Origin of the sequence: Paenibacillus tepidiphilus (assembly GCF_008635795.1) — a bacterium.
GTDB classification, from domain to species: domain Bacteria; phylum Bacillota; class Bacilli; order Paenibacillales; family Paenibacillaceae; genus Paenibacillus_AQ; species Paenibacillus_AQ tepidiphilus.
Map to the genome: position 1 here is coordinate 66915 of NZ_VWRQ01000012.1, position 24147 is coordinate 91061.

At 52.5% G+C, this 24147-nt stretch carries 28 protein-coding genes and 1 riboswitch; of the genes, 23 read left to right on the forward strand and 5 right to left on the reverse strand.

Translation table 11 applies throughout. The features are described from left to right. The first annotated feature begins 1 nt into the window (after window position 1). The 3 genes from F1379_RS16295 (at window position 2) to F1379_RS16305 (ending at window position 1470) form a co-directional block, all read left to right on the forward strand. Complete coding sequence (locus tag F1379_RS16295) at window positions 2–547, forward strand: hypothetical protein (RefSeq protein ID WP_150271643.1); 546 nt, start codon at window positions 2–4, stop codon at window positions 545–547. Between the two features lie 436 nt (window positions 548–983). Continuing rightward, window positions 984–1178: a hypothetical protein gene (locus tag F1379_RS16300; protein WP_150271646.1), complete on the forward strand. Its 195-nt coding sequence runs from the start codon at window positions 984–986 to the stop codon at window positions 1176–1178. Further along, window positions 1171–1470 (forward strand): hypothetical protein, encoded by a 300-nt coding sequence (locus F1379_RS16305; RefSeq protein ID WP_150271648.1) that lies wholly within the window; start codon window positions 1171–1173, stop codon window positions 1468–1470. Before F1379_RS16300 ends, F1379_RS16305 begins: the two co-directional genes overlap by 8 nt. Before the next feature lie 113 nt (window positions 1471–1583). Here F1379_RS16305 and F1379_RS16310 read toward each other — a convergent pair whose 3' ends face one another. Beyond that, a complete protein-coding gene (locus tag F1379_RS16310; RefSeq protein WP_150271650.1) occupies window positions 1584–2033 on the reverse strand; it encodes a hypothetical protein in 450 nt (149 codons plus the stop codon). 392 nt (window positions 2034–2425) lie between these two features. Here F1379_RS16310 and F1379_RS16315 point away from each other — a divergent pair, with 392 nt between their 5' ends. The 3 genes from F1379_RS16315 (at window position 2426) to murB (ending at window position 5242) form a co-directional block, all read left to right on the forward strand. Further along, a complete protein-coding gene (locus F1379_RS16315) occupies window positions 2426–3232 on the forward strand; it encodes an ABC transporter ATP-binding protein (protein WP_150271652.1) in 807 nt (268 codons plus the stop codon). Window positions 3233–3277: 45 nt separating this feature from the next. After that, window positions 3278–4102: a (2Fe-2S)-binding protein gene (locus F1379_RS16320; protein WP_162551184.1), complete on the forward strand. Its 825-nt coding sequence runs from the start codon at window positions 3278–3280 to the stop codon at window positions 4100–4102. 228 nt (window positions 4103–4330) lie between these two features. Further along, on the forward strand, window positions 4331–5242 hold the full coding sequence (gene murB / locus F1379_RS16325; protein WP_150271657.1) for a UDP-N-acetylmuramate dehydrogenase: 912 nt from the start codon (window positions 4331–4333) through the stop codon (window positions 5240–5242). A gap of 87 nt (window positions 5243–5329) precedes the next feature. On the opposite strand, the gene ymzB is transcribed toward murB, so the two are convergent. Beyond that, window positions 5330–5665 (reverse strand): protein YmzB, encoded by a 336-nt coding sequence (gene ymzB, locus F1379_RS16330; RefSeq protein ID WP_150271659.1) that lies wholly within the window; start codon window positions 5663–5665, stop codon window positions 5330–5332. A gap of 266 nt (window positions 5666–5931) precedes the next feature. Then, window positions 5932–5975: riboswitch (PreQ1 riboswitch) on the forward strand. A 164-nt stretch (window positions 5976–6139) separates the two neighbouring features. Between ymzB and queF the strand changes: the two genes are divergently transcribed. From queF to F1379_RS16375, 9 genes are all read left to right on the forward strand, one after another. Beyond that, on the forward strand, window positions 6140–6640 hold the full coding sequence (gene queF / locus F1379_RS16335) for a preQ(1) synthase (RefSeq protein ID WP_150271662.1): 501 nt from the start codon (window positions 6140–6142) through the stop codon (window positions 6638–6640). A 26-nt stretch (window positions 6641–6666) separates the two neighbouring features. Continuing rightward, entirely contained in the window at window positions 6667–7335 is a 669-nt protein-coding gene (queC, locus tag F1379_RS16340) for a 7-cyano-7-deazaguanine synthase QueC (RefSeq protein WP_150271665.1), read from the forward strand. Then, entirely contained in the window at window positions 7325–7807 is a 483-nt protein-coding gene (locus tag F1379_RS16345; RefSeq protein ID WP_150271667.1) for a 6-pyruvoyl trahydropterin synthase family protein, read from the forward strand. The genes queC and F1379_RS16345 overlap by 11 nt, the downstream gene beginning before the upstream one ends. Then, window positions 7800–8522: a 7-carboxy-7-deazaguanine synthase QueE gene (gene queE, locus F1379_RS16350; protein WP_150271669.1), complete on the forward strand. Its 723-nt coding sequence runs from the start codon at window positions 7800–7802 to the stop codon at window positions 8520–8522. The genes F1379_RS16345 and queE overlap by 8 nt, the downstream gene beginning before the upstream one ends. A gap of 148 nt (window positions 8523–8670) precedes the next feature. Beyond that, window positions 8671–9189 (forward strand): cysteine hydrolase family protein, encoded by a 519-nt coding sequence (locus F1379_RS16355; protein ID WP_150271671.1) that lies wholly within the window; start codon window positions 8671–8673, stop codon window positions 9187–9189. Then, on the forward strand, window positions 9186–10040 hold the full coding sequence (locus F1379_RS16360; protein WP_150271673.1) for a VanW family protein: 855 nt from the start codon (window positions 9186–9188) through the stop codon (window positions 10038–10040). Before F1379_RS16355 ends, F1379_RS16360 begins: the two co-directional genes overlap by 4 nt. A gap of 120 nt (window positions 10041–10160) precedes the next feature. Beyond that, window positions 10161–11297, forward strand: coding sequence for a zinc-dependent alcohol dehydrogenase (locus F1379_RS16365; protein ID WP_150271675.1), 1137 nt, complete (start codon window positions 10161–10163; stop codon window positions 11295–11297). A 192-nt stretch (window positions 11298–11489) separates the two neighbouring features. Continuing rightward, window positions 11490–12404, forward strand: a complete 915-nt coding sequence (locus F1379_RS16370; RefSeq protein WP_203457119.1) for a DMT family transporter — start codon at window positions 11490–11492, stop codon at window positions 12402–12404. A 36-nt stretch (window positions 12405–12440) separates the two neighbouring features. Continuing rightward, the gene (locus F1379_RS16375; protein WP_150271677.1) at window positions 12441–13277 is read left to right on the forward strand and encodes a class I SAM-dependent methyltransferase; all 837 of its coding nucleotides are present in this window, start codon (window positions 12441–12443) and stop codon (window positions 13275–13277) included. Window positions 13278–13414: 137 nt separating this feature from the next. Here the strand turns inward: F1379_RS16375 and F1379_RS16380 are convergent, their stop codons facing one another. Further along, window positions 13415–14320 (reverse strand): LysR family transcriptional regulator, encoded by a 906-nt coding sequence (locus F1379_RS16380; protein WP_150271680.1) that lies wholly within the window; start codon window positions 14318–14320, stop codon window positions 13415–13417. A gap of 325 nt (window positions 14321–14645) precedes the next feature. On the opposite strand from F1379_RS16380, the gene F1379_RS16385 reads away from it, so the two are divergent. From F1379_RS16385 to F1379_RS16415, 7 genes are all read left to right on the forward strand, one after another. Next, the gene (locus F1379_RS16385) at window positions 14646–15599 is read left to right on the forward strand and encodes a phosphate ABC transporter substrate-binding protein (RefSeq protein WP_150271682.1); all 954 of its coding nucleotides are present in this window, start codon (window positions 14646–14648) and stop codon (window positions 15597–15599) included. Window positions 15600–15683: 84 nt separating this feature from the next. Beyond that, complete coding sequence (gene pstC, locus F1379_RS16390; RefSeq protein ID WP_150271684.1) at window positions 15684–16586, forward strand: phosphate ABC transporter permease subunit PstC; 903 nt, start codon at window positions 15684–15686, stop codon at window positions 16584–16586. Further along, window positions 16583–17479 carry a phosphate ABC transporter permease PstA gene (gene pstA / locus F1379_RS16395; RefSeq protein WP_150271686.1) on the forward strand — a complete coding sequence of 299 codons (897 nt, stop codon included), beginning with the start codon at window positions 16583–16585 and terminating at the stop codon, window positions 17477–17479. Before pstC ends, pstA begins: the two co-directional genes overlap by 4 nt. Window positions 17480–17517: 38 nt before the next feature. Beyond that, window positions 17518–18291 (forward strand): phosphate ABC transporter ATP-binding protein PstB, encoded by a 774-nt coding sequence (gene pstB, locus F1379_RS16400; RefSeq protein WP_150271690.1) that lies wholly within the window; start codon window positions 17518–17520, stop codon window positions 18289–18291. A 246-nt stretch (window positions 18292–18537) separates the two neighbouring features. Continuing rightward, window positions 18538–19257: an MBL fold metallo-hydrolase gene (locus F1379_RS16405; protein ID WP_150271693.1), complete on the forward strand. Its 720-nt coding sequence runs from the start codon at window positions 18538–18540 to the stop codon at window positions 19255–19257. A gap of 1 nt (window position 19258) precedes the next feature. Next, complete coding sequence (locus tag F1379_RS16410; RefSeq protein WP_150271696.1) at window positions 19259–19846, forward strand: TetR/AcrR family transcriptional regulator; 588 nt, start codon at window positions 19259–19261, stop codon at window positions 19844–19846. A 151-nt stretch (window positions 19847–19997) separates the two neighbouring features. Next, window positions 19998–20849: a DNA-binding protein gene (locus tag F1379_RS16415; protein WP_150271698.1), complete on the forward strand. Its 852-nt coding sequence runs from the start codon at window positions 19998–20000 to the stop codon at window positions 20847–20849. Between the two features lie 321 nt (window positions 20850–21170). Here F1379_RS16415 and F1379_RS16420 read toward each other — a convergent pair whose 3' ends face one another. Further along, on the reverse strand, window positions 21171–22400 hold the full coding sequence (locus tag F1379_RS16420; protein ID WP_150271700.1) for an aminopeptidase: 1230 nt from the start codon (window positions 22398–22400) through the stop codon (window positions 21171–21173). A gap of 36 nt (window positions 22401–22436) precedes the next feature. Next, a complete protein-coding gene (locus F1379_RS16425) occupies window positions 22437–23669 on the reverse strand; it encodes an aminopeptidase (RefSeq protein WP_150271702.1) in 1233 nt (410 codons plus the stop codon). A gap of 165 nt (window positions 23670–23834) precedes the next feature. On the opposite strand from F1379_RS16425, the gene F1379_RS16430 reads away from it, so the two are divergent. After that, on the forward strand, window positions 23835–24113 hold the full coding sequence (locus tag F1379_RS16430; RefSeq protein WP_150271705.1) for a hypothetical protein: 279 nt from the start codon (window positions 23835–23837) through the stop codon (window positions 24111–24113). Window positions 24114–24147: the final 34 nt, after the last annotated feature.

The following is a 24147-nucleotide window of genomic DNA, read 5'->3' on the forward strand; positions in this document are numbered from 1 at the left end:
TATGCGTAAGTGTACTTTAACTTTACTGTTTCTAGTTATACTACTTACTGCTTGCGGATCTTCAGAGGGCGGGTTTACCACGAAAGATTTAGCTATAAAAAAGGTGAGTGATGATAAAGCGGTTGTTAGATATGGAATGAGTCGTGTTGATGCGGAAAATGTTCTAGGTGAAGAGGAGGGGACTGAGAGCGGGTATTCAATCTCGTATAGCTCAGGCGTAAGTGTTATGTACCGAGAGGATAAAGTAGCAGGCATTTATTTGACCGAAGAATCGGAAGATACTTATGAGACGGTCGATGGTTTAAGTATTGGAATGATTAAGGATGAAGTTAAGAAGATTTATGGGGATAATTATCTATATGATCATGGGAATAACCTGGATTATGCTTACGATTCAGACAGAGGGCAGTTCTTAAAAGAAACAGAGTGGGCTAAAAAGTTTGAGGATGACACAAGGATTTATTTAATCTCAGTTATATTTGATGGTAAAGGATATGCACGTACTATTATGCTAACAGATAGGCAGATGGCGTTAACTTTTAGATGAAAGTTTAAAATAGAACTTAAAGAACCCGCCGGGCTTCGCCTGGCGGGTTCTTTTTTTTCCTAGTAGGTATGTTGTAATATTTCTTGTTGCTCAATAAAATAGTGGTTGTTTTTTCTGGTTCACGTAACGTCATTTACCTTAATGTGGTGTAAATTCAATTTGGAACAGGAACAATTCAAATTACTGATAGAACTTGTTGAGTGAGCTATGAAGCCTATGCTCGTAGCGCCTATCTCGATGACTTCAGCTGGCTGCAGCCTGCCAGACGGACCGGGTACGCCGCCAGCCACCCGAATTCCTGCTTGCGCGTCTAATAGATAACCTTTTGCCAGGCATACATAAACATGCCAGTGGAGGAATAAACTCAATATTGAATAACGAACATACGTTTGGTTATAATTCAAACAAATGTCCCCATGTTTCGGAGGCGATTCGGATGAAAATGACAACAGGTCAGACCCTCGAGATCGTGTATCAAGAAAAAGCGACCAAGTTTACTCAGCGTATAATCAAGATCATTGGCGCCGGCCGGATCAGAGCAACATGCCAATCGACCGTTTCACCGCGGGTATTTCTCAACTCCGATGTTCTTGCCTGGCAGCCGATGGTGCAGCCGAAACGTTATGCTTGATGACACCTCACGAAAGCTGCTGAGGATCATCGTCCAGTTTCACAGCCACTTCAAACGGATGCCGAAACTGCCGGAGCTGCGGCGACTGAGCGGACGCCGGCCGGCACAGATAATCAAGGCGATGAAGGTGCTGGTTGCGGACCATTACATTGATTGGGATGCGTCTCGGCCGGTCGAGACGGCCTACATATTGGAGGGCTGGGAAAGAGACGCCCCATTTGATACACCGCAGCAGCATGGCTTACAGGGCGTCAGAGATAGCGGCAATATCGACTACTGGCTGTATTATTAGGAGTAATTCATATGACGAAACTGGACGGTAACGAGCGGCGAATAACAAAGATGGTCGTGAGCGCTTAATAATCAGCTTAAAAGAGGCATCTTTAAAGTAGTCATCTGAATTTCCTAGGCTACTGGAATACCATCGGGTATTCCGTTAGCGAAGTAACCGTACACTGGAATGATTGAATTCCAATTAAAATGGTACTTATCCATTGCACTAGGAGAGGTTATGTGGCGCTTAACAACTTTCCTAGAGTCGTCTACATCAAGCCAGAAAACTTTACCTCCAGTAAACTCTGTTCTGAAAAGCCCAGTTCCTGGTTGGATATTCAAACCATTTGGAATTGAATCTAAGCCAAAAGTTTCTCGAGGCTCTCCGGTAAAAAGTTTTTTGAAAAGAGTGTAATCAGTAATCCATCTTTTTTTACCATTATCAATAAGGTAGATTTCTGCTCTACCAGGTGCCTGAACTAACCAACCGTTATAAGTTTGAAGCTCTCCTGTAAGCTGAAATGGCTGTATTGAACGGTAATGACTGAACGTATTTCGGTGTCCATAATAATGTGCACACATTTGAATTCCCCCATTAAGAATAGTCGGATGCCTATACTTATGATTAAGGCAGGGCAACTGATTGGGCAGGAGCCTAAAATGTTTTATTATAATCTGCGCACCGAGGAAAAGTTGTTAGAGATGATGTGAATAAATAAGCACTGTTCAGCCCGTCAACCTTATCTGGTCGGCGGGCTATTTATTGTGCAATCAGCAACGAGTGTCTGCAAAAGACATTAAAAAGTAAAATTTTTATCTCAATAAGTAACAAAAAATGATAATAAAAGTTGACCGAAAACGATTCTCAATATAAAGTAATTGATAATCAATATCATTGACGAGATCAGCGTAATACAGAGAATCTACTTTAAATGGCTTAATCCATTACATACATTTATTAAGGAGTGAAGGGCATGTCGGAAAGATTGAACACTGAACAGCTCAGTATTGGTTATGCGGAGGCAACGATTGTCCAGGGGCTGAACCTGTCTCTTCCGACAGGGAAAATCACTGCGCTGGTGGGAGCGAACGGTTCCGGTAAATCGACTATCCTCAAGACGATGGCACGCATCATGAAGCCGAAGAGCGGCAGCGTCATGCTGGATGGCAAATCGATCCACACTCTGTCGACCAAAGAAGTGGCGCGCCAGCTTGCCATCCTGCCGCAGAACCCGACTGCTCCGGACGGGCTGACCGTCTCGGAGCTTGTGGGCTACGGCCGCTATCCGCACCAGAAGGGCTTCGGTACCATGACCCCTGAAGACCGCAAGATTATCGAGAATGCGATTTCCGTAACCGGAATGGAGGAATTCCACGACCGGCCGATTGATCGTCTCTCCGGAGGGCAGCGCCAGCGTGCCTGGATCGCCATGGCCCTTGCCCAGCAGACGGACATCCTGTTCCTGGATGAGCCGACTACCTTCCTTGATATGGCTCATCAGTTGGAGGTGCTGCAGCTGCTGCAGAAGCTGAACGAAGAGGAGGGGCGGACAATCGTGATGGTGGTCCATGACCTTAACCATGCTTCCCGCTATGCCCAGCATATGGTAGCCATTAAATCGGGTACTGTCATCAGTGAAGGAGCTCCGGCTCAAGTCATGACTCCCGCTGTCCTCCGCAAGGTGTTCGGTATTGAAGCCGATATTGTTCCCGACCCACGCACAGGCGTGCCGCTGTGCCTGCCTTATGAGCTTGCGGCATTTAAGGCTGCCGGACTGTAACAGCTCATCATGGATTATGCTTGGAGAACAGAGGAGGAGACAGCAATGTGGGAAGCTGTAATCAAGGATATCGCGGGCAAGTTTGATCTTCATCCAGCACCGCCGCAGGATGCGCTGCACTCATTTCCGCTGGCAGGACTGCTGGAGCCGGAGGGGATGAAGTCTTTCATCGCCTGTTACGGCCCAATGATGAAAGCGCTGGACGATAAAGCGGCTGCGGCATACTTCGGCGGCTGGTTCGCCAGTGTGGCGCTTGCCGTTCAATATTCAATATCCGTCTATTCCGCCGTTCCGGTGATTAAGCTGGAGGACTTATCCGTGCATCTTATTCCGGCCAACGGATTTTGCCGGGTGGCGTTCTCCCTTGAGCCATGGGTTATGGCTTCCGCTCCTGAAGCAGCAGCAGACAGGGAGAACTGGCGCAGCAAGGTGTTCGAGGCCTTCTACCATGATACCGCCGCTCCATTACTGTTGACACTGTCCACGGTTACCGGGTTGTCTTTGAGTGAAATCTGGGGTCAGCAGCCGACTAAATTCAACTATTATGTGGAATTACTCTCTTCCAGCGGAACCGACCTGAACGGTAACGAAAATACCCTGCCTGCCGGCAGAATAGCGGAGGATTACCGTGCTCTGAAAGAGCTGGACGGTTCTGTATTCGGCTTGCGCCGCAATCCGTTCCAGGTGACCGTCCGAAAGATCGAAGCGCTGGAAACGCCGGACAAGCTGATCAACATGCGCAACCGCTGCTGCCAATATTACCGTACAGAAGGCGGAAGCTACTGTTATACCTGCCCGCGTCTGAAAGAAGAGGAGCGCGCCGCCCGGCGGGTGGAATTCCGGCAGCAAGCAGCAGGCAAGCAAGCCTAGTCCGGTTAACAGCAATTAGTAGACGATTTAAAGGCTGCTTCATACATCAACAATCGCCGAAGGCTCCCTGTCATTGACAAGGGAGCCTGTTCGTTGTTAAAGTTGGGAAGGCCTGAAGAAGGTTTGACGCTTGGCAGGAAAATGGCCGAAATGAATGAATATACTATTAACTGTAAAACTGTAAGATAGACGGCATTTATATTTATCGTATTCAAAGGAGCAGAATGTATGGATATCCTGAAGATTGAAGAAGAGCTGCGGAAGCGGGTTCCCGACGGCACTGTGAAGCGGCAGGAGCCGCTGAAACCGCATGTCTTTACAAGCATAGGCGGGCAGGCGGACATTTTGGCGATTCCGGCGACGTATGAAGAGGTCCATCTGATTGTTACATACGCGCGGGAGCATGATATTCCGCTCACGATTCTGGGCAATGGCTCGAATGTGATTATCCGTGACGGCGGCATCCGCGGTATTGTTCTGTTAACCTCGGGCATGGTGGATACAGGTCTTAAAGACGGACTGCTCTACGCAGCCTGCGGCGCCAAGATTATCGACGTCTCCCGATTTGCCCTGGAACAGGCACTGGCCGGTCTGGAATTTGCCTGCGGCATTCCCGGTACGGTGGGCGGTGCTTTGTATATGAACGCGGGAGCCTATGGCGGAGAAATCAAGGATGTGCTGCATAGCGCCCTGGTCATTGACAAGGATGGGCGCATGGTTACCCTTCAAGGCGAGGACCTGCAGTGGGGGTACCGGAAAAGCATTTTCTCCGGCGGCGGCTACATCGTGCTGGAGGCACGCTTCAACTTGCAGCCCGGAGAGAAGACGGCGATTAAGGCGGCAATGGATGAATTAACCTTCATGCGCGAATCGAAGCAGCCGCTGGAGTATCCGTCCTGCGGCAGCGTCTTCAAACGTCCTCCGGGACGGTATGCCGGGCAGCTGATTCAGGAGAGCGGCCTGCAGGGGACGCGTATCGGCGGCGCCGAGGTTTCCCGCAAGCATGCCGGCTTTATTGTCAACGTGGACAATGCCACAGCCGGTGAATACATCGGATTAATCCGCCATGTGCAGGCCACGGTGAAGGGTAAATTCGGCGTCGAGCTGGAGACGGAAGTCGAGATCATCGGCGAAGAATAGTCTCTGAAGTGGCACTGAATAAGCACTGAAGAGATAAAGAAGAGGCTGCGGTTATTTGAACCGTAGCCTCTTCTTCGTCGTGCATGATCAGTTGGTGGACAAGGTATATTTGCCTCTGTCCGACTGCAGCTTAACAGTATGTCCGGACTCGTTCTCCAGCTCCAGCCCGGCGACGGCAATTTCATAGGTGCTCTGCGGCAGCGGGACCAGATCCCCGTCTGCATTCATTGTATTCCCTGAGCCTTTCAGAATCAGAGCACTGTCCAGATAATCATCAATGGTGCTTTCCGCATCACGGTACTCCACAGCTTCAAGCTGAAAATGAACAATGTCCTTATCTTCAAGCTCCTGCTTCGTAATAACAAGCATAGCGCCCGATTGTGCCTCCAGCCAGTCCTTCAGCTTCTGTACGGTTGCTTCCATGGCAATGCCCCCATCCTTAAAATTGCAGTTTGTCAAAGATAAGTTACCCTTTTCGCCCGATTTGAATCCATGGTGCTCCCACGTTCCTACAAGGAGGGCAGAGAATTTATTCATAACGATGAAGGCTGGGAGATGTCCTGAATTCCCGGAGCCGTCATCTCATCCAGTGGCTGGAAGCAGCGTCAGGCTTGTCAATCCTTATCCCGCCATGGTATAGTTCAAACGCTAGCATTAGCGTAAGCAAAGAAGAATTCTGCGCGGGTTGCGCAGGAGAGGTTCGCAAACTCCCTCTATAAAAAACTAAGACCGCTTTCCGGCATCTAATGCCGCGCGCAAAGGGACGGCCAGTACTGCAGCAGCTACCTGCTCTGCGGCGGATCGGCATGTCTTCTTAGTAGAGCCACGTTTTCGAAATCTCGTTCTTCTTTCCATTCACGGCGAAGATGCCGGAGGAAAAGAGAGGGGTTTTTTGTCATGTCAGAAGGAAGATTGAAAGAGGAAATGCCGGAGGTTACTCTGCTGGGAAACCAGGGGACGCAGTACAATTTCGGGTATGATCCCGGCGTGCTGGAGCCGTTTGACAACAAGCATCCAGGCCGCGACTATTTTGTGAAATTCAACTGTCCCGAGTTCACCAGTCTATGCCCGGTTACCGGACAACCGGATTTTGGCACAATGTATATCTCATACATTCCGGACGTCAAAATGGTCGAATCCAAGTCGCTGAAGCTGTATCTGTTCAGCTTCCGCAACCATGGCGATTTTCATGAAGATTGCGTTAACATCATTATGAATGATCTGATCGCTCTGATGCAGCCGCGGTATATTGAAGTGTGGGGCAAATTCACTCCGCGCGGCGGCATATCCATTGATCCTTACTGTAACTGGGGCAAGCCGGGAACCAAATACGAAGCGATGGCTGAACACAGGCTGATGAACCATGACCTGTACCCTGAGAAAGTCGACAACCGGTAAGGACAACGGGAAAGAGGAGAGAGCAGATGAATAAAAAAGCATTAGTCGTATTCAGCGGCGGCCAGGACAGCACGACCTGTCTTGTATGGGCCCTCCAGCAATTTGAAGAGGTCCAGGTCGTCACGTTCAATTATAATCAGCGCCACGCCGCCGAGATTGAGGTAGCCAAAGAAATAGCCGCCAAATTCGGCGTGAAGCAGCATCTTCTGGATTTGGGCCTGCTGAATCAGCTGGCGCCCAATGCATTGACCCGCAGCGACATCGAGATTGAAGCCGGAGAAGAGGGCGAGCTGCCTACTACGTTCGTAGATGGACGAAATCTCTTGTTCCTGTCCTTTGCCGCAATCCTCGCCAAGCAGCTGGGTTATGCGCATATCGTGACCGGTGTTTGCCAGACCGATTTCAGCGGGTATCCCGACTGCCGCGATGTGTTCGTGAAATCACTGAATGTGACTCTCAATTTGTCTATGGACTACGAGTTTGTTATTCATACCCCGCTGATGTGGCTCGATAAAAAAGAAACCTGGGAGCTGGCCGACAAGCTGGGTCACTTCGATTACATCCGTGAGCACACGCTGACTTGCTACAACGGCATTGTCGGCAGCGGGTGCGGGACCTGTCCGGCCTGCCAGCTGCGCAGCCGCGGTCTGGCCTTGTATGAAGCAGAAAGGGAGGCCGGACGCCATGCTGAATGAAGTTTCGGTCTGCAAAATCTTCACCTTCGACTCCGCCCATCAGCTCGTCGGGCACAAAGGCAAATGCAGCAATCTGCACGGACATACGTATAAGCTGGAGGTTGTGCTCAAGGGCGTGCCTTCGTTGACAGCCGGGGATTCCGGCGAAGGCTTCGTCGTCGATTTCGGCGATATCAAGGCAATGGTGAAGACAAGCCTCGTAGACCGGCTGGATCATGCATTTCTGGCTATGGGCAACGAGCCGGTGCTGGAGACGCTGAAGGCAACCGGTTCTAAGGTGGCACTGCTCTCCTTCCGGACGACAGTAGAGAATATGGCGGCTTACATCGCCTATAAGCTGAAGGAGGCTTCTCTCCCGCTGTACTCCGTCAAGCTCTGGGAGACGCCGACCTCCTGGGCGGAGGTACTGGCCGCTGACATTCCGGAGGATGGTCCATCCTACCGCCTGCATGGGGGCTGTGATTGTGAGTAAAATTCCGGTGATTGAGATTTTTGGTCCAACGATTCAAGGCGAAGGCGCCGTTATTGGCGTCAAGACGATGTTTGTCCGCACCTACGGCTGTGATTACCGCTGTGGCTGGTGTGATTCCGCCTTTACCTGGGACGGCTCGGCCAAAGGCCAGGTGCAGCTGAAGGAGCCGGAAGAGATTCTTGCTGACCTGGATCAGCTCGCTGCCGGTAATTACGATTGCGTCACGATCTCGGGCGGCAATCCGGCCTTGATCGGCGCGGCTATGGGGGAGTTCATTGATCTGCTGCATGCACGGGGGATCCGGGCGGCGATTGAAACCCAGGGCAGCCGGTGGCAGGAGTGGTTCCATGCGGTGGATATTCTGACCATCAGCCCTAAACCGCCCAGCTCGGGCATGCACACGGACTGGGAGGTGCTGGATGGTATTATGGCCAATCTGGAGGCAAAGGGTGCGGCCACGCACAGCTTAAAGGTGGTTGTGTTCGATGCAGAGGACTACGCCTATGCCCGGCAGGTTCATCTGCGATACCCGTCGGTGCCGCTGTTCTTGCAGCCCGGCAATGAGAATGTGACAGAGGAAGGCGATATTTCCGTCCGGCTGCTGACCAAGCTGGAGTGGCTGTTCCAGCTGGTCATTGCCGATCCGCAGATGAACCGGGTGCGCGTGCTGCCGCAGCTGCATGCGCTGATCTGGCACAACAAACGGGGGAAATAAAGTATATCTCAGGCGGGGTTCCAGGAACCCCGCTTTTGTGTGCGTTGCGGCGTTCAAAATTCAGCGTGAGTTATCTTCTCCTTTTGTTATAATCAGAGGATGAAATGCAATCTTAATAGATGCGATATAACAAGGGAGAGCTGCTCAAATGACAACCGCACTGATGATTATCGATGTTCAGGAAGCGATGTTCTCGTATGACGAGAGGATGTACGACGAAGAAGGGGTTATGGGCCGGATCACATCGCTGCTGCAGAAAGCACGTCAAGCAGGAGCTCCGGTGGTCTACATCCAGCATACGGAGGACCAGGAGTACACCAGAGGCTTGCCTACCTGGGAGATCAGCCGGATGATTGCACCTCAGAGCGGAGAGCTGATTGTGGAGAAGCCGACCTGGGATGCGTTTCACCGCACTCCGCTGCACGAGGAGCTGCAGCGCCGGGGAATTACCGGTCTTGTAATTTGCGGTCTCCAGAGTGAATTTTGTGTCGATACGACCTGCCGCAGAGCATACAGCCTGGGATATTCAAGCATACTGGTAGAGGATGCCGTAAGTACCTTCAGTAACGGGCGATTTACTGCGGAAGAGATTGTAAGACATCATAACTCTGTGCTGGGCGGCCGGTTCGCAGCGCTGAAGCCGGAGCGCGAAATCAGCTTCGCATGAGCGGAGCGTCCGGTAATTTGAAGCCCGTGCGGCGTTCACGTCTGCGGCGACTGGCCGGCAAGCGGTATTTTACACTTAAACGTTATTTGCGCTGGATTATATCACCCGGCAAAAGGGCGACGGCGCGCACTATGGAGAATCTGCCGTTTGAAGCAGCAAGCCATGAAACCCCTTTGCTTCGCCGGCTGCGCAATGTGGACATGCAGCTGCAATACAACAAGATTGTCAATCTCCGCCTGGCCATCGCAAAGCTGGATGGTCTGCTGATCCGCCCGGGAGAGACCTTCTCGTATTGGCGAAGCATCGGTAAACCCACGAAGCGCAAAGGCTATCTGGAAGGAATGGTGCTGTATTACGGCGGCTTCCGTCCCGGTACGGGCGGGGGGCTGTGCCAGCTGTCCAATCTGATCTACTGGATGGCGCTGCACACCCCGCTTACCGTGACGGAGCGGCACCGCCACAGCTATGATGTCTTCCCGGATGAACAGCGTACCCAGCCCTTCGGAAGCGGGGCGACCTGCGCTTATAATTATCTGGATCTGCAGCTGTATAATCCGACCGATTATACCTATCAGCTGCGGCTGAATCTGGACGACACCCATCTGCACGGGGAGTGGCGCTGTGACGGCCGGCAGCTATATAGCTATGAGATCTATGAAGCGGACCATGTCATCCACATGGAGCCTTGGGGCGGATATGTCCGCAGCAACCGCATCCGGCGCAAGGTGTATACACGCTCCGGCGAGCTGGCCGGCGATGAGGAGGTAGCGGAGAATCATGCGCTGATGATGTATTCGCCGCTGCTGCATCCACCGGCTGCCGCTGGCCCGCAGGCCATGGCGGATGAATGAGCAGGGACGCTTTTTAACAATTTTCTGGATAAACTTCGGAGATATAGGGTTATAACATAGTATGCGTTAACCATTCAGCAGCCATGTTCATAATCCAACATCCGAAGGAGTGGCCAACCGATGAGAGCAGTAACCTATCAAGGCAAGAAGAAAGTCGAAGTTAAGGAAGTCGCCGATGCCAGGCTGGAGAAGAAAGACGACATTATTGTCCGTATTACCTCGACGGCGATTTGCGGCTCGGACCTGCATATTTTTAACGGGGAAATTCCCGGCATGCATGACGACTACATTATCGGCCATGAACCGATGGGTATCGTAGAGGAAGTCGGCCCCGAAGTCACCAAGGTGAAGAAGGGCGACCGGGTCATCGTTCCGTTCAACGTGGCCTGCGGCCAGTGTTACTTCTGCCAGCATGAGATGGAGAGTCAATGCGACCATGCCAACGAGACCAAGGACACTGGCGGGTATCTCGGATATTCTGATACCTACGGCGGCTTTGCCGGCGGGCAGGCGGAACTGCTGCGGGTGCCTTACGGCAATTTCGGCCCGTTCGTCGTGCCGGAGGATGCGGAGATGGAGGATGAGAAGCTGCTGTTCCTCTCCGATATTGTACCGACAGCCTGGTGGGGCGTGGAGCATGCCGGCGTTAAGCCGGGAGATACGGTCATTGTGCTCGGCTGCGGTCCGGTAGGGCTGCTGACACAGAAATTTGCCTGGATGAAGGGAGCTGCACGGGTCATTGCGGTGGATCACATCGAGTACCGTCTGCTCCATGCCAAAAAGACGAATAACGTGGAAATTTATAACTTTGAGGAAACGAAAGATTTTGAAAAATATATGAAGGAAATTACCCGCGGTGGTGCCGATGTCGTCATTGATTGCGTTGGTCTGGATGCCAAGAAGTCGGTGATGGAGAAGGTAGAGACTACCCTGATGCTGCAGGGCGGCTCGCTTGGTGCTTTCCGGATCGCCTCGGAGGTGGTCCGCAAGTTCGGGACAATTCAACTCGTCGGCGTATATGGCCTGAATTACAACATGTTCCCGCTGGGTCATCTGTTTGAGCGCAACATCACCCTCAAGATGGGACAGGCGCCGGTGATTCACTACATGCCGCAGCTCTACCAGATGATCAAAGAGAACAAATTCGACCCGACCGATATTATCACCCACCAGCTGCCGATCAGCCGTGCGGAGCATGGGTATGAGGTATTCAATGAGAAGAAGGAAGATTGTATCAAGGTTATTTTGAAGCCGTAAGGATGGCGGCGGAGAAAGCATGGACCTGTGCAAGCCTGGGTCCGTGCTTTTTATGTTGAAAGATAAGAAAGTGTATCCTCCATGCTATGAAACAGCTTGTGTGTATACAATGAAAATTACATGCTGCTTTTCTCGGCAACTTGCGGTAAATTAACATAGTGACTTATTTAAGGCGAAAGGACGCTTTCTATTGTGAATCGCAAAAAACCCCCGCTTCCGGTACCGCTGCTGATGCTGATCGGTATCGTGGCCATCTCTTTCTCTTCCATATTCATCAAATGGTCCGAAGCGCCGGCCTCCGTGCAGGGCATGTACAGGCTGCTGATCACCGCACTGCTGATGCTGCCCTTCGCGCGGCCATACAGCGGAGCGCTGGTTAAGCTGCGGCGCAAGGATTGGCTGCTGATCGGCTGCTCCGGCCTGATGCTCGCCCTGCATTTTCTGCTGTGGATGGGTTCGCTGCAGTACACCTCGGTAGCCAGCTCAACGATGATCATCGCACTGGAGCCCGTATTCATTATGCTGGGCGCTTATCTTCTTTTCAGGGAAAAGAGCAGCCCTGCCGCAATTCTGGCACTGGTTGTGGCGATCGGAGGAATCGGGCTTATCGGCTGGGGTGATATCGGCTTATCGGCCGATAATCTGAAGGGAGATTTGCTCTCTCTGGGAGGAACGATAGCAGTGGCCGTCCATCTGTTGCTCGGACAGAGACTGGTCTCGCGCATGCCGTCCTATTTATACAGTCTGCTTGTCTTCTTAAGTGCTGGATTTGTCTTTGCGGTATACAATCTTGCGGCAGGCATTGCATTCTTCGCATATCCGGCGCGGGAATGGGGGATTTTCCTTCTGCTGGCGGTTGTACCCACGGTATTCGGGCATATTTTGTTCAACTGGCTTTTGCAGTTCGCATCGGCGACTACGGTGTCCATGAATATTCTCGGAGAGCCCGTGGGAGCAAGCCTGCTTGCCTATGTGCTGCTCGGCGAGAAGCTGAGCCTGCTGCAATGGGCCGGCGGCATCCTGGTGCTGGGCGGTCTGGCCGCTTACCTGTATACGGGGCGCGAACGGAACGTGAAGACGGACAACCAGCTCTCCAATGCTTCATAAATTTAAATCAGATTCATTAAAGGGGTATTTCATGGCATGAATGATTATAACGTATCCGGGGAACAGCCCCGTTCGGAGGGGCCTTCAAGCGAAGAATTGTGGAATGAGGATACTTACGCCGCCTGGGTCGCCCGGTTCGGGACACCGGCGGAAGCCGCAGCCAAGCTGGCGCAGCATCCGGCGGGAAGGCTGTTTCCGCTGAACGATTATTTCGGTGATGTACAAGGCCGCAGGGTTATGAATCTGATGGGCTCCAGTGGCATGAAGGCAGTGGCGCTGGCTCTGCTGGGTGCCAAGGTCACGGTGGCTGACTTCTCGGAAGCCAATGCACGTTACGCGGAGGAGCTTGCCCGGGAAGCCGGAGTTGAGCTTACTTATGTCGTTTCCGATGTGCTGCAGCTTCCGGATACAGTGGAAAGAGGCACTTATGAGCTTGTCTTCGCGGAGATGGGGATTGTGCACTATTTTACCGATTTGGAGCGCTTCATGAGGATTGCGGCTGAGCTGCTGGCTCCCGGCGGGACCTTCGTGCTGCGCGACTTTCATCCGGTGACCACCAAGCTGATCTCCTCCAAAGGCTCGACGGCCAAGGTCCGGAAGCATAAGGTGAGCGGTGATTATTTCGACACTGCGCTGGAGGAGAAGCAGGTCTCGTATTCGAAATACCTGCCTTCGGATAGTGCCGGGGCAGGGGATAGCGCCAGACATAGTGTTGTGTATTGGCGCCGCTGGACGCTGGGCGAAATTGTAACGGCCGCAGCGCGTGCCGGACTGATTATCCGGGAGCTGGTGGAAGAGCCGAACCTTTCATCAGAGGTCTATGACAAAGGCATCCCCAAGACATTTACACTGGCGGCAGTCAAGCCGCAATAAGCAGATGAAACCGGTCAACTCCGATTGCAGATTCTTGATGCAGCGGGGCTGGCCGTTTTTTTTTTCGTGATCATATTGATTATTTAATGGTGTGAATTAGTTGAAAGGATTTTAATTAATGCCATTAAAATATTGCGCTATTCCGCTGATTCCGCAGCCTCCGGCGCTGCTGCCAGCGCCGCAAACGCCTCCTGCAACGGTGTCAGTGTATAGTCTTTACGCCAGGCTATAAATACCGTGCTAGGTTCGGCCTGGGCTCCCGGCAGCGGCGCATACTTGAGCGTTCCTGCTGATACCTCCGCTAGTATCCCTGCTTTGGAGAAGAGCCCTACACTTCCGCCTTCACTGACCATCCGCTTAAGCGCCTCCGGTGAGTTGACAACCGTATTACTCCACAAACGTACATGGTTAAGCTGGGCCCAGCGGTCTGCATAACCTCTCATATATGAAGTAGGATCATGCCTGATCCAAGGTTCACGCGCTATTTGCTCCGGTGTCAGCTCGTTTAGAGCGGCAAAAGGATGATTCGGTGCAAAGATCAGCACGATCTCATCCCGGCAGACAGGAAGTGTATGCAGCGTCTCATCGGCGCCGGCGCTTCCATGGAGTACAGCAAGCTGAATCTCGCGCCCCCGCAGCCGCTCGCGTACGAGATGATCAGAGAGCACCGACAGCGAAATCTGGATACCCGGATGCAAATTCATGTATTGCGCCATTATTTTAGGAACAATATAAGTACCGGGTAGGTATGCAGCATCCAGCTCCAGGTGTCCGGAGGAGAGGGAAGAGAACTGGCGCACACTCCGCTCCGCTTCCGCCGTCAGCGATACAATCCGCACCGCATATTGGTGAAGCGCCCGCCCGGCATCCGTCAGCAGGACCCGTCCGCTGCGGTATTGAAACAGGCTGACGCCCAGCTCACTCTCCAGACTTTTCATATGGAAGGAGACGGTCGGCTGCTTGAGTCCCAGTTCGGCGGCAACATCCGTGACCTTTTTATATTTTTCAATTAACACAACGATCTGTAATTTCACAATATTCATGGCTGTTCCTCCGCTTAAATTACAAATGACTAACAAATAATCTGCTCGATATAGATTATATCTATATAAATATAGAAAAGCTATTCGTATTTTTATCTTTCACTTTACAAAATCAATACTTTTATCTAACGAACGGGCTCTAGAATAAGAAATGTCAGATGCGTGATACATCACGAACTGTCACAGCTTCCAAAAGTGAGTTTTGTACGATTAGCAACACACGCAGCAGACAACTCACAAAACCCGGCAACTGCTGTAAACGGCGCAGATAAACAAGCCGCAGAAGCAGGCGTACGGAAAAACACTCAGGAGGAGACAACCAACAATGCAATTTAAGAAAAAATCGTGGATCATGGCTTTGGCTTTAACCAGTGTAGTAGCACTTTCGGCATGCGGCAACAACGGGGGAAATAATGCAGCAACCAATAACGCAGGCAACAACACCGCTGCAAACAACACACAGAACAGCAGCGCAGAATTAAGCGGATCGATCCTGGCTTCGGGCTCCACAGCTCTTCAGCCGCTCGTTGAGCAGGTTGCAGAACGCTTCATGGAAACCAACACCGGCGTAGATATTCAAGTACAGGGCGGCGGTTCCGGCACAGGCCTTACACAGGTAGCCGAGAAGCAAGTCGATATCGGCAACTCCGACGTATTTGCAGAAGAGAAGCTGAAGGACGACGACGCAGAGAAAGCAGCATCGCTCGTTGACCATCAGGTAGCAGTAGTAGCCATCGCTGCAGTGTCCCATCCGGATGCCGGCGTGGACAGCCTGACCAAGCAGCAGCTGGTGGATATCTTCACTGGTAAAATCAAGAACTGGAGCGAAGTAGGCGGCGCCGATCAGGCAATCCAGATCATCAACCGTCCGGCCAGCTCGGGTACCCGTGCTACCTTCGAATCCTTTGCACTGGGAACCAAGACTGAAGACATGCAAGGTTCCATTCAGGAGGATTCCTCCGGTACCGTTAAGAAAATGATCGGCGAAACTCCGGGAGCCATCGGTTATCTGGCCCTGTCGTACCTGGATGATTCCGTGAAGACCCTTAACTATGACGGCGTAGAGCCTTCCGTAGACAATGTAATTTCCGGTGATTATCCGGTATGGGCCTACCAGCACATGTACACTAACGGCGAGCCTACCGGCGCTTTGAAGGCCTTCCTTGATTATTTCCTGACTGACGAAGTACAGACCACCGACGTGGTTGAGCTTGGATACATCCCGGCTTCCCAGATGCAGGTATCCCGCGATGTAGAAGGAAATGTAACTACAAAGTAAAGTGTTAAAGATTCGTTTTGAACTTCATGTGAAAAGAGGCGGAATCCTTCTGCCTCTCTTTTCACTTTAGAAAGAGGGAGCAGCTTGAGCGTAAAACCGAAGAAAACAAAGCTGGAGAAGCATCATATCGAGGACTTTATCGGACGTTCTTATATGTCCTTATGCGTCCTGCTATTAATTGTGATCATTGTGTCGATGGTCTATTTTGTCGCGTCCAAGGGACTTGCGAATTTCTTCAGCGGCAGAGTCTCGCTGTCTGAATTTTTCGGGGGCACCAAATGGGCTCCTGACGCAGACACGCCTTCCTACGGCGCACTGCCGTTTATCTCCGGGTCATTCCTGGTGACGCTGCTGGCGGCGCTTATCGCCAGTCCGCTCAGCATCTGCGCTGCGCTGTTCATGACTGAAATTGTCCCAAGCTGGGGCAAAAAGCTGCTGCAGCCGGTTATTGAATTGCTGTCGGGGATTCCGTCCGTTGTTTACGGCTTCGTGGGACTCAGTGTCATCGTGCCGTTTCTGCGCGATACCTTCCCGGGACAAGGCATCGGGGTTGCCGCGGGCGCGCTCGTATTGTCGGTCATGATTCTCCCGACGATCACCAGTGTGGCCGCGGATGCCCTGGCCGCCCTGCCCCAGAATCTGAAGGAATCCTCCTTCGCACTCGGTGCTACCCGCTGGCAGACGATCTCCCGGGTCATTCTGCCGACCACCTTCCCGGCGATTATGACAGGTGTCGTGCTGGGTATGGCCCGCGCCTTCGGTGAAGCACTGGCTGTGCAAATGGTAATCGGGAACGCTCCGTTTGTGCCGAAGTCGCTGTTCGAGTCGGCTTCGACCTTAACCAGCGTAATCACGCTGGGCATGGGCAACACTACGATGGGCTCGACCCACAATAACGCGCTGTGGAGCATGGCGCTGGTTCTTATGCTGATGACATTCCTGTTTGTCCTCGTCGTAAGAATGCTTGAAAGGAGAAATAAGATTTGAAGCCGAGAACCGCTGACAAAATAGCCACAACCGTTATCGTAGCGTTGGCATTGCTTATCGTAGCCATTCTTATCGGGCTGCTGGGATACATTCTGGTCCGCGGATTTGGACATATCAGCTGGGATTTCCTGACTTCCGCGCCGCAAAAGATCCGTGCCGGCGGAGGGGTCGGACCGCAGCTGTTCAACTCGCTGTTCCTGCTGGTGCTGACACTTCTCATTACCGTACCTCTGGGTCTTGGCGCAGGGATCTTCATGGCGGAATACGCCCGGCCGGGCAAGCTGACCAACTTTATCCGCCTGATCGTTGAAGTGCTGTCCTCATTCCCTTCGATCATTGTCGGTTTGTTCGGTCTCTTGCTGATCGTCAATTACTTCGATCTGGGCTTCTCCCTGGTATCCGGCGCGCTGGCACTTACCGTCTTTAACCTGCCGCTGATGGTCCGTATTACGGAGCAGGCCTTCCGCGCCGTACCGAAGCAGCAGAAGGAAGCCGGCTTTGCCCTGGGGTTGTCCAAATGGAAGATTGTTACGTCCGTGCTGCTTCCGGTCGCTCTGCCGACGATTATCACCGGAACGATCCTGTCCGCAGGCCGTGTCTTCGGGGAAGCGGCAGCACTGATGTTCACGGCGGGCATGAGCAGCCCGCGGCTGGATTTCACGAACTGGAACCCGCTCAGCCCGTCTTCGCCGCTGAATCCGTTCCGCCCTGCGGAGACGCTGGCCGTGCATATCTGGAAGATCAACAGCGAAGGTCTCGCTCCGGATGCTGCGGAGATCGCTGCCGGCGCGTCCGCGGTGCTGGTCATCACCGTGCTGATCTTCAATCTGGCCGCCCGTTTCTTCGGACGTTATATTTACCGTAAGCTTACCGCTTCCAAGCGGATGAACTAGTACCCTATTGATGAAGAGAGATTGAGGAGGAGTATGGGATGGGAACAGCGGCTGCGGTACGCGAATCATTTCAAACGGAGAATCTGAGTATTTTTTACGGAACCTATGAGGCGGTAAAAGGAATCAGCTTGCCCTTCGCACAGAATACAGTTACGGCACTGATCGGCCCGTCGGGCTGCGGCAAATCGACCTTTCTGCGCTCCCTGAACCGGATGAACGATGATATCTCCGGCTCAACGACGAAGGGAAGCATCTGGATCGACGGAGTCGACATTAACGCTTCTGGCACCGATGTCATCAAGCTGCGGCAAAAGATCGGCATGGTCTGGCAGAAGCCAAACCCGTTCTATAAATCCATTTATGATAACATTGCCTTTGGCCCGAAATATCACGGCATTAAGAACAAGAAGGAACTGGACCAGATTGTAGAAAGCAGCCTGCGCCGTGCCGCCCTGTGGGATGAGGTCAAGGACCGGCTGAAGGATTCGGCGCTCGCCTTGTCCGGCGGTCAGCAGCAGCGGCTCTGCATCGCCCGCGCCTTGTCCGTTAATCCGCAGATTCTGCTGCTGGATGAACCGGCCTCTGCGCTTGATCCGGTCTCCACCGGCAAGGTGGAAGAGCTGATCAAGGAATTGAAGGAAGAGCTGCGGATCGTTATTGTTACCCATAACATGCAGCAGGCGGCGCGGATTTCCGACTTCACCGCATACTTCTACCTTGGCTCACTTGTCGAGTATGACAAGACCGAGAAGATCTTCAGCAACCCGGACAACCAAATGACGCAGGAATACATTATGGGCCGTTTTGGCTGATACAAGGAAGAGGAGGGCTGCCCGGCCTTCTCTGTAATACTAAAGCACCGTCTGCGGACGGTGCTTTTTTGTATCTATGGAGCTGCGTCTTCAAATGTCCGGTTCACTTAACCGCATGTAGATACTGCGCTCCCGGAAGCCAAGAGATTGCCAGAACTGCTTCGAAAATATCTAAGTATTGTTAAACTAATGGAATTAGTTTATATTATAACTAATCATATTAGTTTTTTGAAGGGAGACAGACCTGTGCGTATTACACGCTTAGATAATTTAGTACAGTTGACATGGATGCCCGGATTTTTTCCGGTCAACAGTTATCTGATTGAGGAAGAAGACGGCCTCACTTTGATTGATGCGGCGCTTCCGTCCAGTGTAAAGGGGATTATCCAGGCCGCCGCTCAGCTGAACAAACCGCTGACCCGTATCCTGTTAACGCATGCTCATAGCGATCATATCGGAGCGCTCGACGGGCTCAAGCGGCTGCTTCCGGAAGCCCGTGTATATATTTCCGTACGGGATGCGGCACTCCTTGGCGGCGACCGTTCATTGCAGCCGGGTGAACCCCAGACCAAGATCAGGGGCGGTGTGCCGAAGAGAGTAACGACCAGGCCGGATGTTCTCCTCTCGGAAGGCGACCGGATCGGTTCGTTGACGGCGTTCAGCACACCCGGTCATACTCCGGGGTCCATGTCATTTCAGGATACACGGAGTGGGGCGCTGATTGTAGGCGACGCGTTCCAGACTTTCCGCGGAGTGGCGGTCTCGGGAACGGTGGTGCCTTGGTTTCCATTTCCCGCTTTGGCTACCTGGAGCAAAGAGCAGGCGCTGGCTAGCGCAGTCCGGCTTCTGGAGCTGCAGCCAGCCCTGCTAGGCTCCGGGCACGGCGATCTGCTCCCGCAGCCGGAGTCTGCGATGCGGCGGGCAATCGAGATCGCACAGAGCAAACTTCACAAGGAGCTGGTCTGATATGTCGCCACGGGCGGGACTGGATACACAAACGCTGGTGCTGGCTGCCGCCGAGCTTGCGGACAGCGGGGGATTCGAGCAGGTAACGCTGGCTTCGCTCGCAGCCAGGCTAGGCGTACGTTCTCCTTCATTGTACAACCACATCAGCGGACTGGACGGATTGCGGACTCTGGTCGCTGAATATGGTCTTGAGGAACTATATTTGGCCATGTCTGCCGGGCTTGCAGGCAAGAAGGGCGATGCTGCGGTCCTTGCCATGGGAGAGGCTTATGTCGCCTTTGCCGGGCGGCGTCCCGGGCTGTATGCGATGACGCTGCGGGCGCCGCAGCAAAGCGATACGGCACTGCAGGAGGCGGGCAACCGGATCCTGCAGCTGATCATAGGCGTGCTAGCGGAGTACCGGCTAGGAACCGAAGGAGAGCTGCATGCCGTCCGTGGCCTGCGCAGCATCCTACACGGCTTCGCCGCGCTACACAGCATAGGAGGCTTCGGCATGCCGCTGGACACAGCGGTCAGCTTTCAGCGCCTGATCAACACTTTTCTGGCCGGAATCCGCTGTATGGGTGAAGATGCAGAAGAGAAAGCTTAATCACGTAGTTTCGGAAGAGCTGGTCCTAAACAGAGGGCCGGCCTTTTTTGTTCTAAAATACACAAACACAGAATATTATGTAGATTATGGTAATTGACGGAAAATAATCGCAGGTATATACTGGTTATAAATGGAAGAAGGAGGAATTGAATTGGTCGGATTGGATTTGGAGAGTATAGATGACCTTGATGCTTTAGGTCAAATGCTGAAGCTGACTTTTTCCAACGATGACTGGCAGCCGATGATCAAAATTGCGGACAAGCTCTACGAAGAGACATGTGTAAGTTATCATTTCTTAGAGCAGGACAAGGAGATTCCTCAAACCCGGAGGCCCTTAATCTATTATTTCGGTTACTCACAATTATGCAAGGGTGTGGCTCTGCAAAAGCTCAGAAAGTACCAGGAAGCCAGAGAGTGTATCAGCAGGTACAGCGATCTTTCCTGGTTCAAGGGAGTGGAGGACAAGGATAAGTACATTATTGAGGATTTCCGGATTTTCTCGATCGGCAATTCCTACACACTTGATCTATTGGAGGGCAAGGAGGACCGGCTCCAGGGATACGTTGATTATCTTAAGTACAACAAGCATGAAGTGTTTGCCGGCTTAATCACCATCTTTGAGGCTGCGCTCAAGTATGATTTCAATATTGACTGGGCTTTGGCCGAAATGAAGGATGAATTAGATGTGTTACAGGACAGCGATAACTTGGCGAGAATCAGGTATTACACGGAGTTCTTATATTTATATGCCCTCTATGAGTACAAGCAGCAGAACTATACTAATGCAATCCATAAGAATTTGGAAGCTTTGACAGTAAGTAGTATTCTTAGAGATAACACAGCATTCAAAAAGATGGTGTGCCTGTTTGAAAGTTTCAGAGATTATGCTTCCGAGGAACAAGAAAGGAATTACAAGGCGCAGCTGAAATCTATTTTTGAGGAGATGTTAACCAATGAAAAAGAGATTTCTTACGATTTTATTCACAGCAGCCATACTTTGTAGCTTTTCCAGCATTGCTTTTGCTGATGGACAACAATCGCCGGCAACCCAGAAGGGTGTAGCTCCTGTAACCATTGTTCCGTTAAATCATGGTGTAGACTACTAAACTTACATACCCGCAGAAACATTCAAGACAGCCTACCAAAGTAGAAATTTGCATATGAAATTAAACAGAGCAGCGGTTTTCCGGTTATCGGAGGGCCGCTGTTATCTTTTCTGTTAGAAGCTCTTTTAACAGTTCTTTGCGATACGCAAACAACCGCTCATTCCGTTACCGGAAGAGCGGTTGTCGAAACGAAGCTGTGCACGGGGAATGAAGGGAGGCTACGCCCAGTCCCCGCTCCGGAAGATCGGTTCGGCGGTTCCATCATCGGTAATTCCGTCGATGTTCATATCCGCGGAGCCCATCATAAAGTCGACATGGGTCAGGCTGTGATTCATGCCCTTGGCGTCCAGCTGCTCCCGGGTCATATGAATGCCGTCCTGCAGCGTGAAGGCATAGGCTGCGCCCAGCGCGATGTGGCAGGAAGCATTCTCGTCGAACAGTGTTGTGTAGAACAGAATGCCGCTTTCTGAAATGGGCGAATGGTAAGGAACCAGGGCAACTTCACCAAAGAAAGCAGCGCCTTCGTCCATCGCCACCAGGGAAGACAGTGCCTCCTGGCCGACCTCGGCGCTGAAATCGGTCACTTTGCCGTTCTCCAGCGTGAGGGTAAAGCGGTCAATGATATTCCCGCCGTAGCTAAGCGGCTTGGTGCTGCTGACCTTGCCGTTCGCGCCGGTCTTCAGCGGTGCGGTGAAGACTTCCTCGGTCGGAATGTTGGCGAGGAACGGCACACCCTTACCGTTGACAGCGCCGGCCTGACACCAGATATGGCCTTCCGGCAGTTCCACGGTCAAATCCGTTCCGGCTGCAGTGTAATGCAGCTTGCGGTATTTCTTGGCATTCAGCAGCTCACAGCGCTGCCGCAGGCCGTCCAGATGGCTGCTCCAGGCGGCAAGCGGGTCTTCCAGGTCTGCACGGACCGCCTTGAAGATCGCATCCCACAGATGCTCCACCTGCGCTTCAGGGGCCACGTCGGGGAATACCTTGGCTGCCCAGGAGGGGGAAGGGAAGGCGACGCCGCTCCAGCTGACCTGATTGGACATCATCATCTCCCGGTACGGGGCTTGTGCCTGTCTGACGGTACGCATATGATCGGCTATACGGCCGGCCTCTACACCTTTGAGGAGATCGGGGTCTGCAGAAATAATCGTCAGGAACGCGGCACCCTTGCGCGCCAGGTCCTCAAGCTCATTCGCCTGCCAGGTCGGCGGCTCCAGGAAGCTCTCGGCCGGGGCCAGATCGTACCGGGTCCGGGTTACATATTCATCGGAGTAATTGACCTTAACCAGCTTCGCACCGGCTTCATAGGCTTTGCGCACCACAAGTCGCACCAGTTCAGCCGCCGCTATATCGGCGTTGACGACAAGCGTCTGGCCGGGCTGGATATTAACCCCGACCTTAACCGCCAGCAGTGCATAATTCTCCAGCTTTTGCTTGAAATCCAGCATGTAAATCTTCTCCTCCCACAATCGGTCTCTTTATGCTTAAAACGCCCAGTTTCCCTTAAGGAAGATAGGTTCACGGGTGCCGTCCGGCAAAATTCCATGGATATCCATCTCCGCCGAACCGATCATGAAATCGACATGAGTCACACTTTGATTCAGTCCGCGCGCAGCCTGCTCCTCCTGGCTCAGGTCCTTGCCGCCCTGCAGGCAGAAGGCATAAGCCATGCCGATGGCCAGATGGTTGGAGGCATTCTCGTCAAACAAGGTGTTGAAGTAGAGGATACCGGATTCGGAAATCGGCGATTTATGCGGGACGAGTGCAACCTCGCCCAGATACCTGGCGCCTTCATCAAGACCAATCAGATACTCCAGTGAATCCTGTCCCTTGGCGGCGGATACACTGGTTATACGGCCGTTCTCGAAGGTAATGGAGAAGTCGTCGATGATATTGCCGCCGTAGCTGAGCGGCTTGGTGCTGTGGACGGTGCCGTTGACACCGGTCTTCAGCGGTGCGGTGAACACTTCCTCTGTCGGCATGTTGGCAACAAAGGTATGACCCTGGGCATTGATGCTGTCGCCCTGTGCCCACAGATGATTCTCCGGCAATTCAATCGTCAGGTCGGTGCCGGGAGCTATGTAATGCAGGCTTTTGTATTGCTTGGTGTTCAGCACATTGGCTTTTGCTTCCAGCGTGTCCAGATGGGTCTGCCAGGCTGCAATCGGGTCTTCGCTATCCAGCCGCACGGTATGGAAAATCGCTTCCCAGAGCGTATCGATCCGCTGCTCCTCCGGAAGGTCAGGGAACACCTTATCCGCCCAGGCCTGTGTCGGAATAGCGATGACGCTCCAGCTGACTTTGTCGGACATCTGATACTCGCGGTACTTGGTGAGCGCCGCGCCGCGTGTCTTCTGGTAAGCGGCGATCCGGCCGGGGTCGATGCCCTTCAGCGCGTCGGGATTATCGGCCAGCACGCTCAAGAAAGCGGCTCCGTTCGCAGCGAGCTCGGTCATTTCACCCGCGAACCAGGTCGGCTCCTTCGTGAGCACTTCGGATGCGGCATGCTCAAACATCTGGCGTGTAATGCCTTCGTCGCTCCAGTTTACCTTCACCAGGCTTGCGCCAGCGGAATAAGCTTTAGCCGTAATCAGGCGGACGAATTCCACGGCAGTGACCGGCGCACTGACAACAAGAATTTGCCCGGGCTGGATGTTGATTCCGATCTTTACCGCCAGTTCAGCATAGCGGTCAAGCTGGTTCTCGAATTGGGTCATAACTTTTCCTCCATTACTAATATTCTCTACTGTATAAGCATTGTATTAAATTATTAACCGCCGGATGAAAAATGTCAATTATCCTGACAAACATAGGATTTGCGGTAAAATCGGTGTTATACTGTGTTTGTGAAAATGTTGATGCGACGAAAGGATGGACAAGCCATGAGAGTGCAGATCGTCCAGGCGGTGATGAACCGCGATGAAGACAACCATTATATCGGAAGAACGGTATTCCATTACAGCGACCACAAAGCGCGGTATGAAATCACCTTTTTCAGCAAAAAGGGTAAAGATTGGGACTACAGTCTGAGCTTTGCCGAAGAGCCGGGCAGTGAGGAGCAGTTACTGGCGCTGGATGCCTTGCTGGAGACAGATGATGATCTGTTCGATGAATTGCTGGATGCGGCGCTGGACAGCGAGGTCAAAGCAACAGAAGAATAATGATACGAAAAAAAGCGTCCCTGCAGCGGAATAC

What these genes read in the sequence shown, in the direction of transcription:
- murB (WP_150271657.1), top strand. Translation starts at nt 4,331, where the DNA reads ATGGATATCCTGAAGATTGAAGAAGAGCTGCGGAAGCGGGTTCCCGAC.
- F1379_RS16355 (WP_150271671.1), top strand. Translation starts at nt 8,671, where the DNA reads ATGACAACCGCACTGATGATTATCGATGTTCAGGAAGCGATGTTCTCG.
- F1379_RS16310 (WP_150271650.1), bottom strand. Translation starts at nt 2,033, where the DNA reads ATGTGTGCACATTATTATGGACACCGAAATACGTTCAGTCATTACCGT.
- F1379_RS16410 (WP_150271696.1), top strand. Translation starts at nt 19,259, where the DNA reads ATGTCGCCACGGGCGGGACTGGATACACAAACGCTGGTGCTGGCTGCC.
- F1379_RS16360 (WP_150271673.1), top strand. Translation starts at nt 9,186, where the DNA reads ATGAGCGGAGCGTCCGGTAATTTGAAGCCCGTGCGGCGTTCACGTCTG.
- queF (WP_150271662.1), top strand. Translation starts at nt 6,140, where the DNA reads ATGTCAGAAGGAAGATTGAAAGAGGAAATGCCGGAGGTTACTCTGCTG.
- F1379_RS16420 (WP_150271700.1), bottom strand. Translation starts at nt 22,400, where the DNA reads ATGCTGGATTTCAAGCAAAAGCTGGAGAATTATGCACTGCTGGCGGTT.
- F1379_RS16425 (WP_150271702.1), bottom strand. Translation starts at nt 23,669, where the DNA reads ATGACCCAATTCGAGAACCAGCTTGACCGCTATGCTGAACTGGCGGTA.
- F1379_RS16385 (WP_150271682.1), top strand. Translation starts at nt 14,646, where the DNA reads ATGCAATTTAAGAAAAAATCGTGGATCATGGCTTTGGCTTTAACCAGT.
- F1379_RS16305 (WP_150271648.1), top strand. Translation starts at nt 1,171, where the DNA reads ATGCTTGATGACACCTCACGAAAGCTGCTGAGGATCATCGTCCAGTTT.
- pstB (WP_150271690.1), top strand. Translation starts at nt 17,518, where the DNA reads ATGGGAACAGCGGCTGCGGTACGCGAATCATTTCAAACGGAGAATCTG.
- queC (WP_150271665.1), top strand. Translation starts at nt 6,667, where the DNA reads ATGAATAAAAAAGCATTAGTCGTATTCAGCGGCGGCCAGGACAGCACG.
- F1379_RS16365 (WP_150271675.1), top strand. Translation starts at nt 10,161, where the DNA reads ATGAGAGCAGTAACCTATCAAGGCAAGAAGAAAGTCGAAGTTAAGGAA.
- F1379_RS16345 (WP_150271667.1), top strand. Translation starts at nt 7,325, where the DNA reads ATGCTGAATGAAGTTTCGGTCTGCAAAATCTTCACCTTCGACTCCGCC.
- F1379_RS16315 (WP_150271652.1), top strand. Translation starts at nt 2,426, where the DNA reads ATGTCGGAAAGATTGAACACTGAACAGCTCAGTATTGGTTATGCGGAG.
- F1379_RS16380 (WP_150271680.1), bottom strand. Translation starts at nt 14,320, where the DNA reads ATGAATATTGTGAAATTACAGATCGTTGTGTTAATTGAAAAATATAAA.
- F1379_RS16300 (WP_150271646.1), top strand. Translation starts at nt 984, where the DNA reads ATGAAAATGACAACAGGTCAGACCCTCGAGATCGTGTATCAAGAAAAA.
- F1379_RS16320 (WP_162551184.1), top strand. Translation starts at nt 3,278, where the DNA reads ATGTGGGAAGCTGTAATCAAGGATATCGCGGGCAAGTTTGATCTTCAT.
- ymzB (WP_150271659.1), bottom strand. Translation starts at nt 5,665, where the DNA reads ATGGAAGCAACCGTACAGAAGCTGAAGGACTGGCTGGAGGCACAATCG.
- F1379_RS16430 (WP_150271705.1), top strand. Translation starts at nt 23,835, where the DNA reads ATGAGAGTGCAGATCGTCCAGGCGGTGATGAACCGCGATGAAGACAAC.
- F1379_RS16375 (WP_150271677.1), top strand. Translation starts at nt 12,441, where the DNA reads ATGAATGATTATAACGTATCCGGGGAACAGCCCCGTTCGGAGGGGCCT.
- F1379_RS16295 (WP_150271643.1), top strand. Translation starts at nt 2, where the DNA reads ATGCGTAAGTGTACTTTAACTTTACTGTTTCTAGTTATACTACTTACT.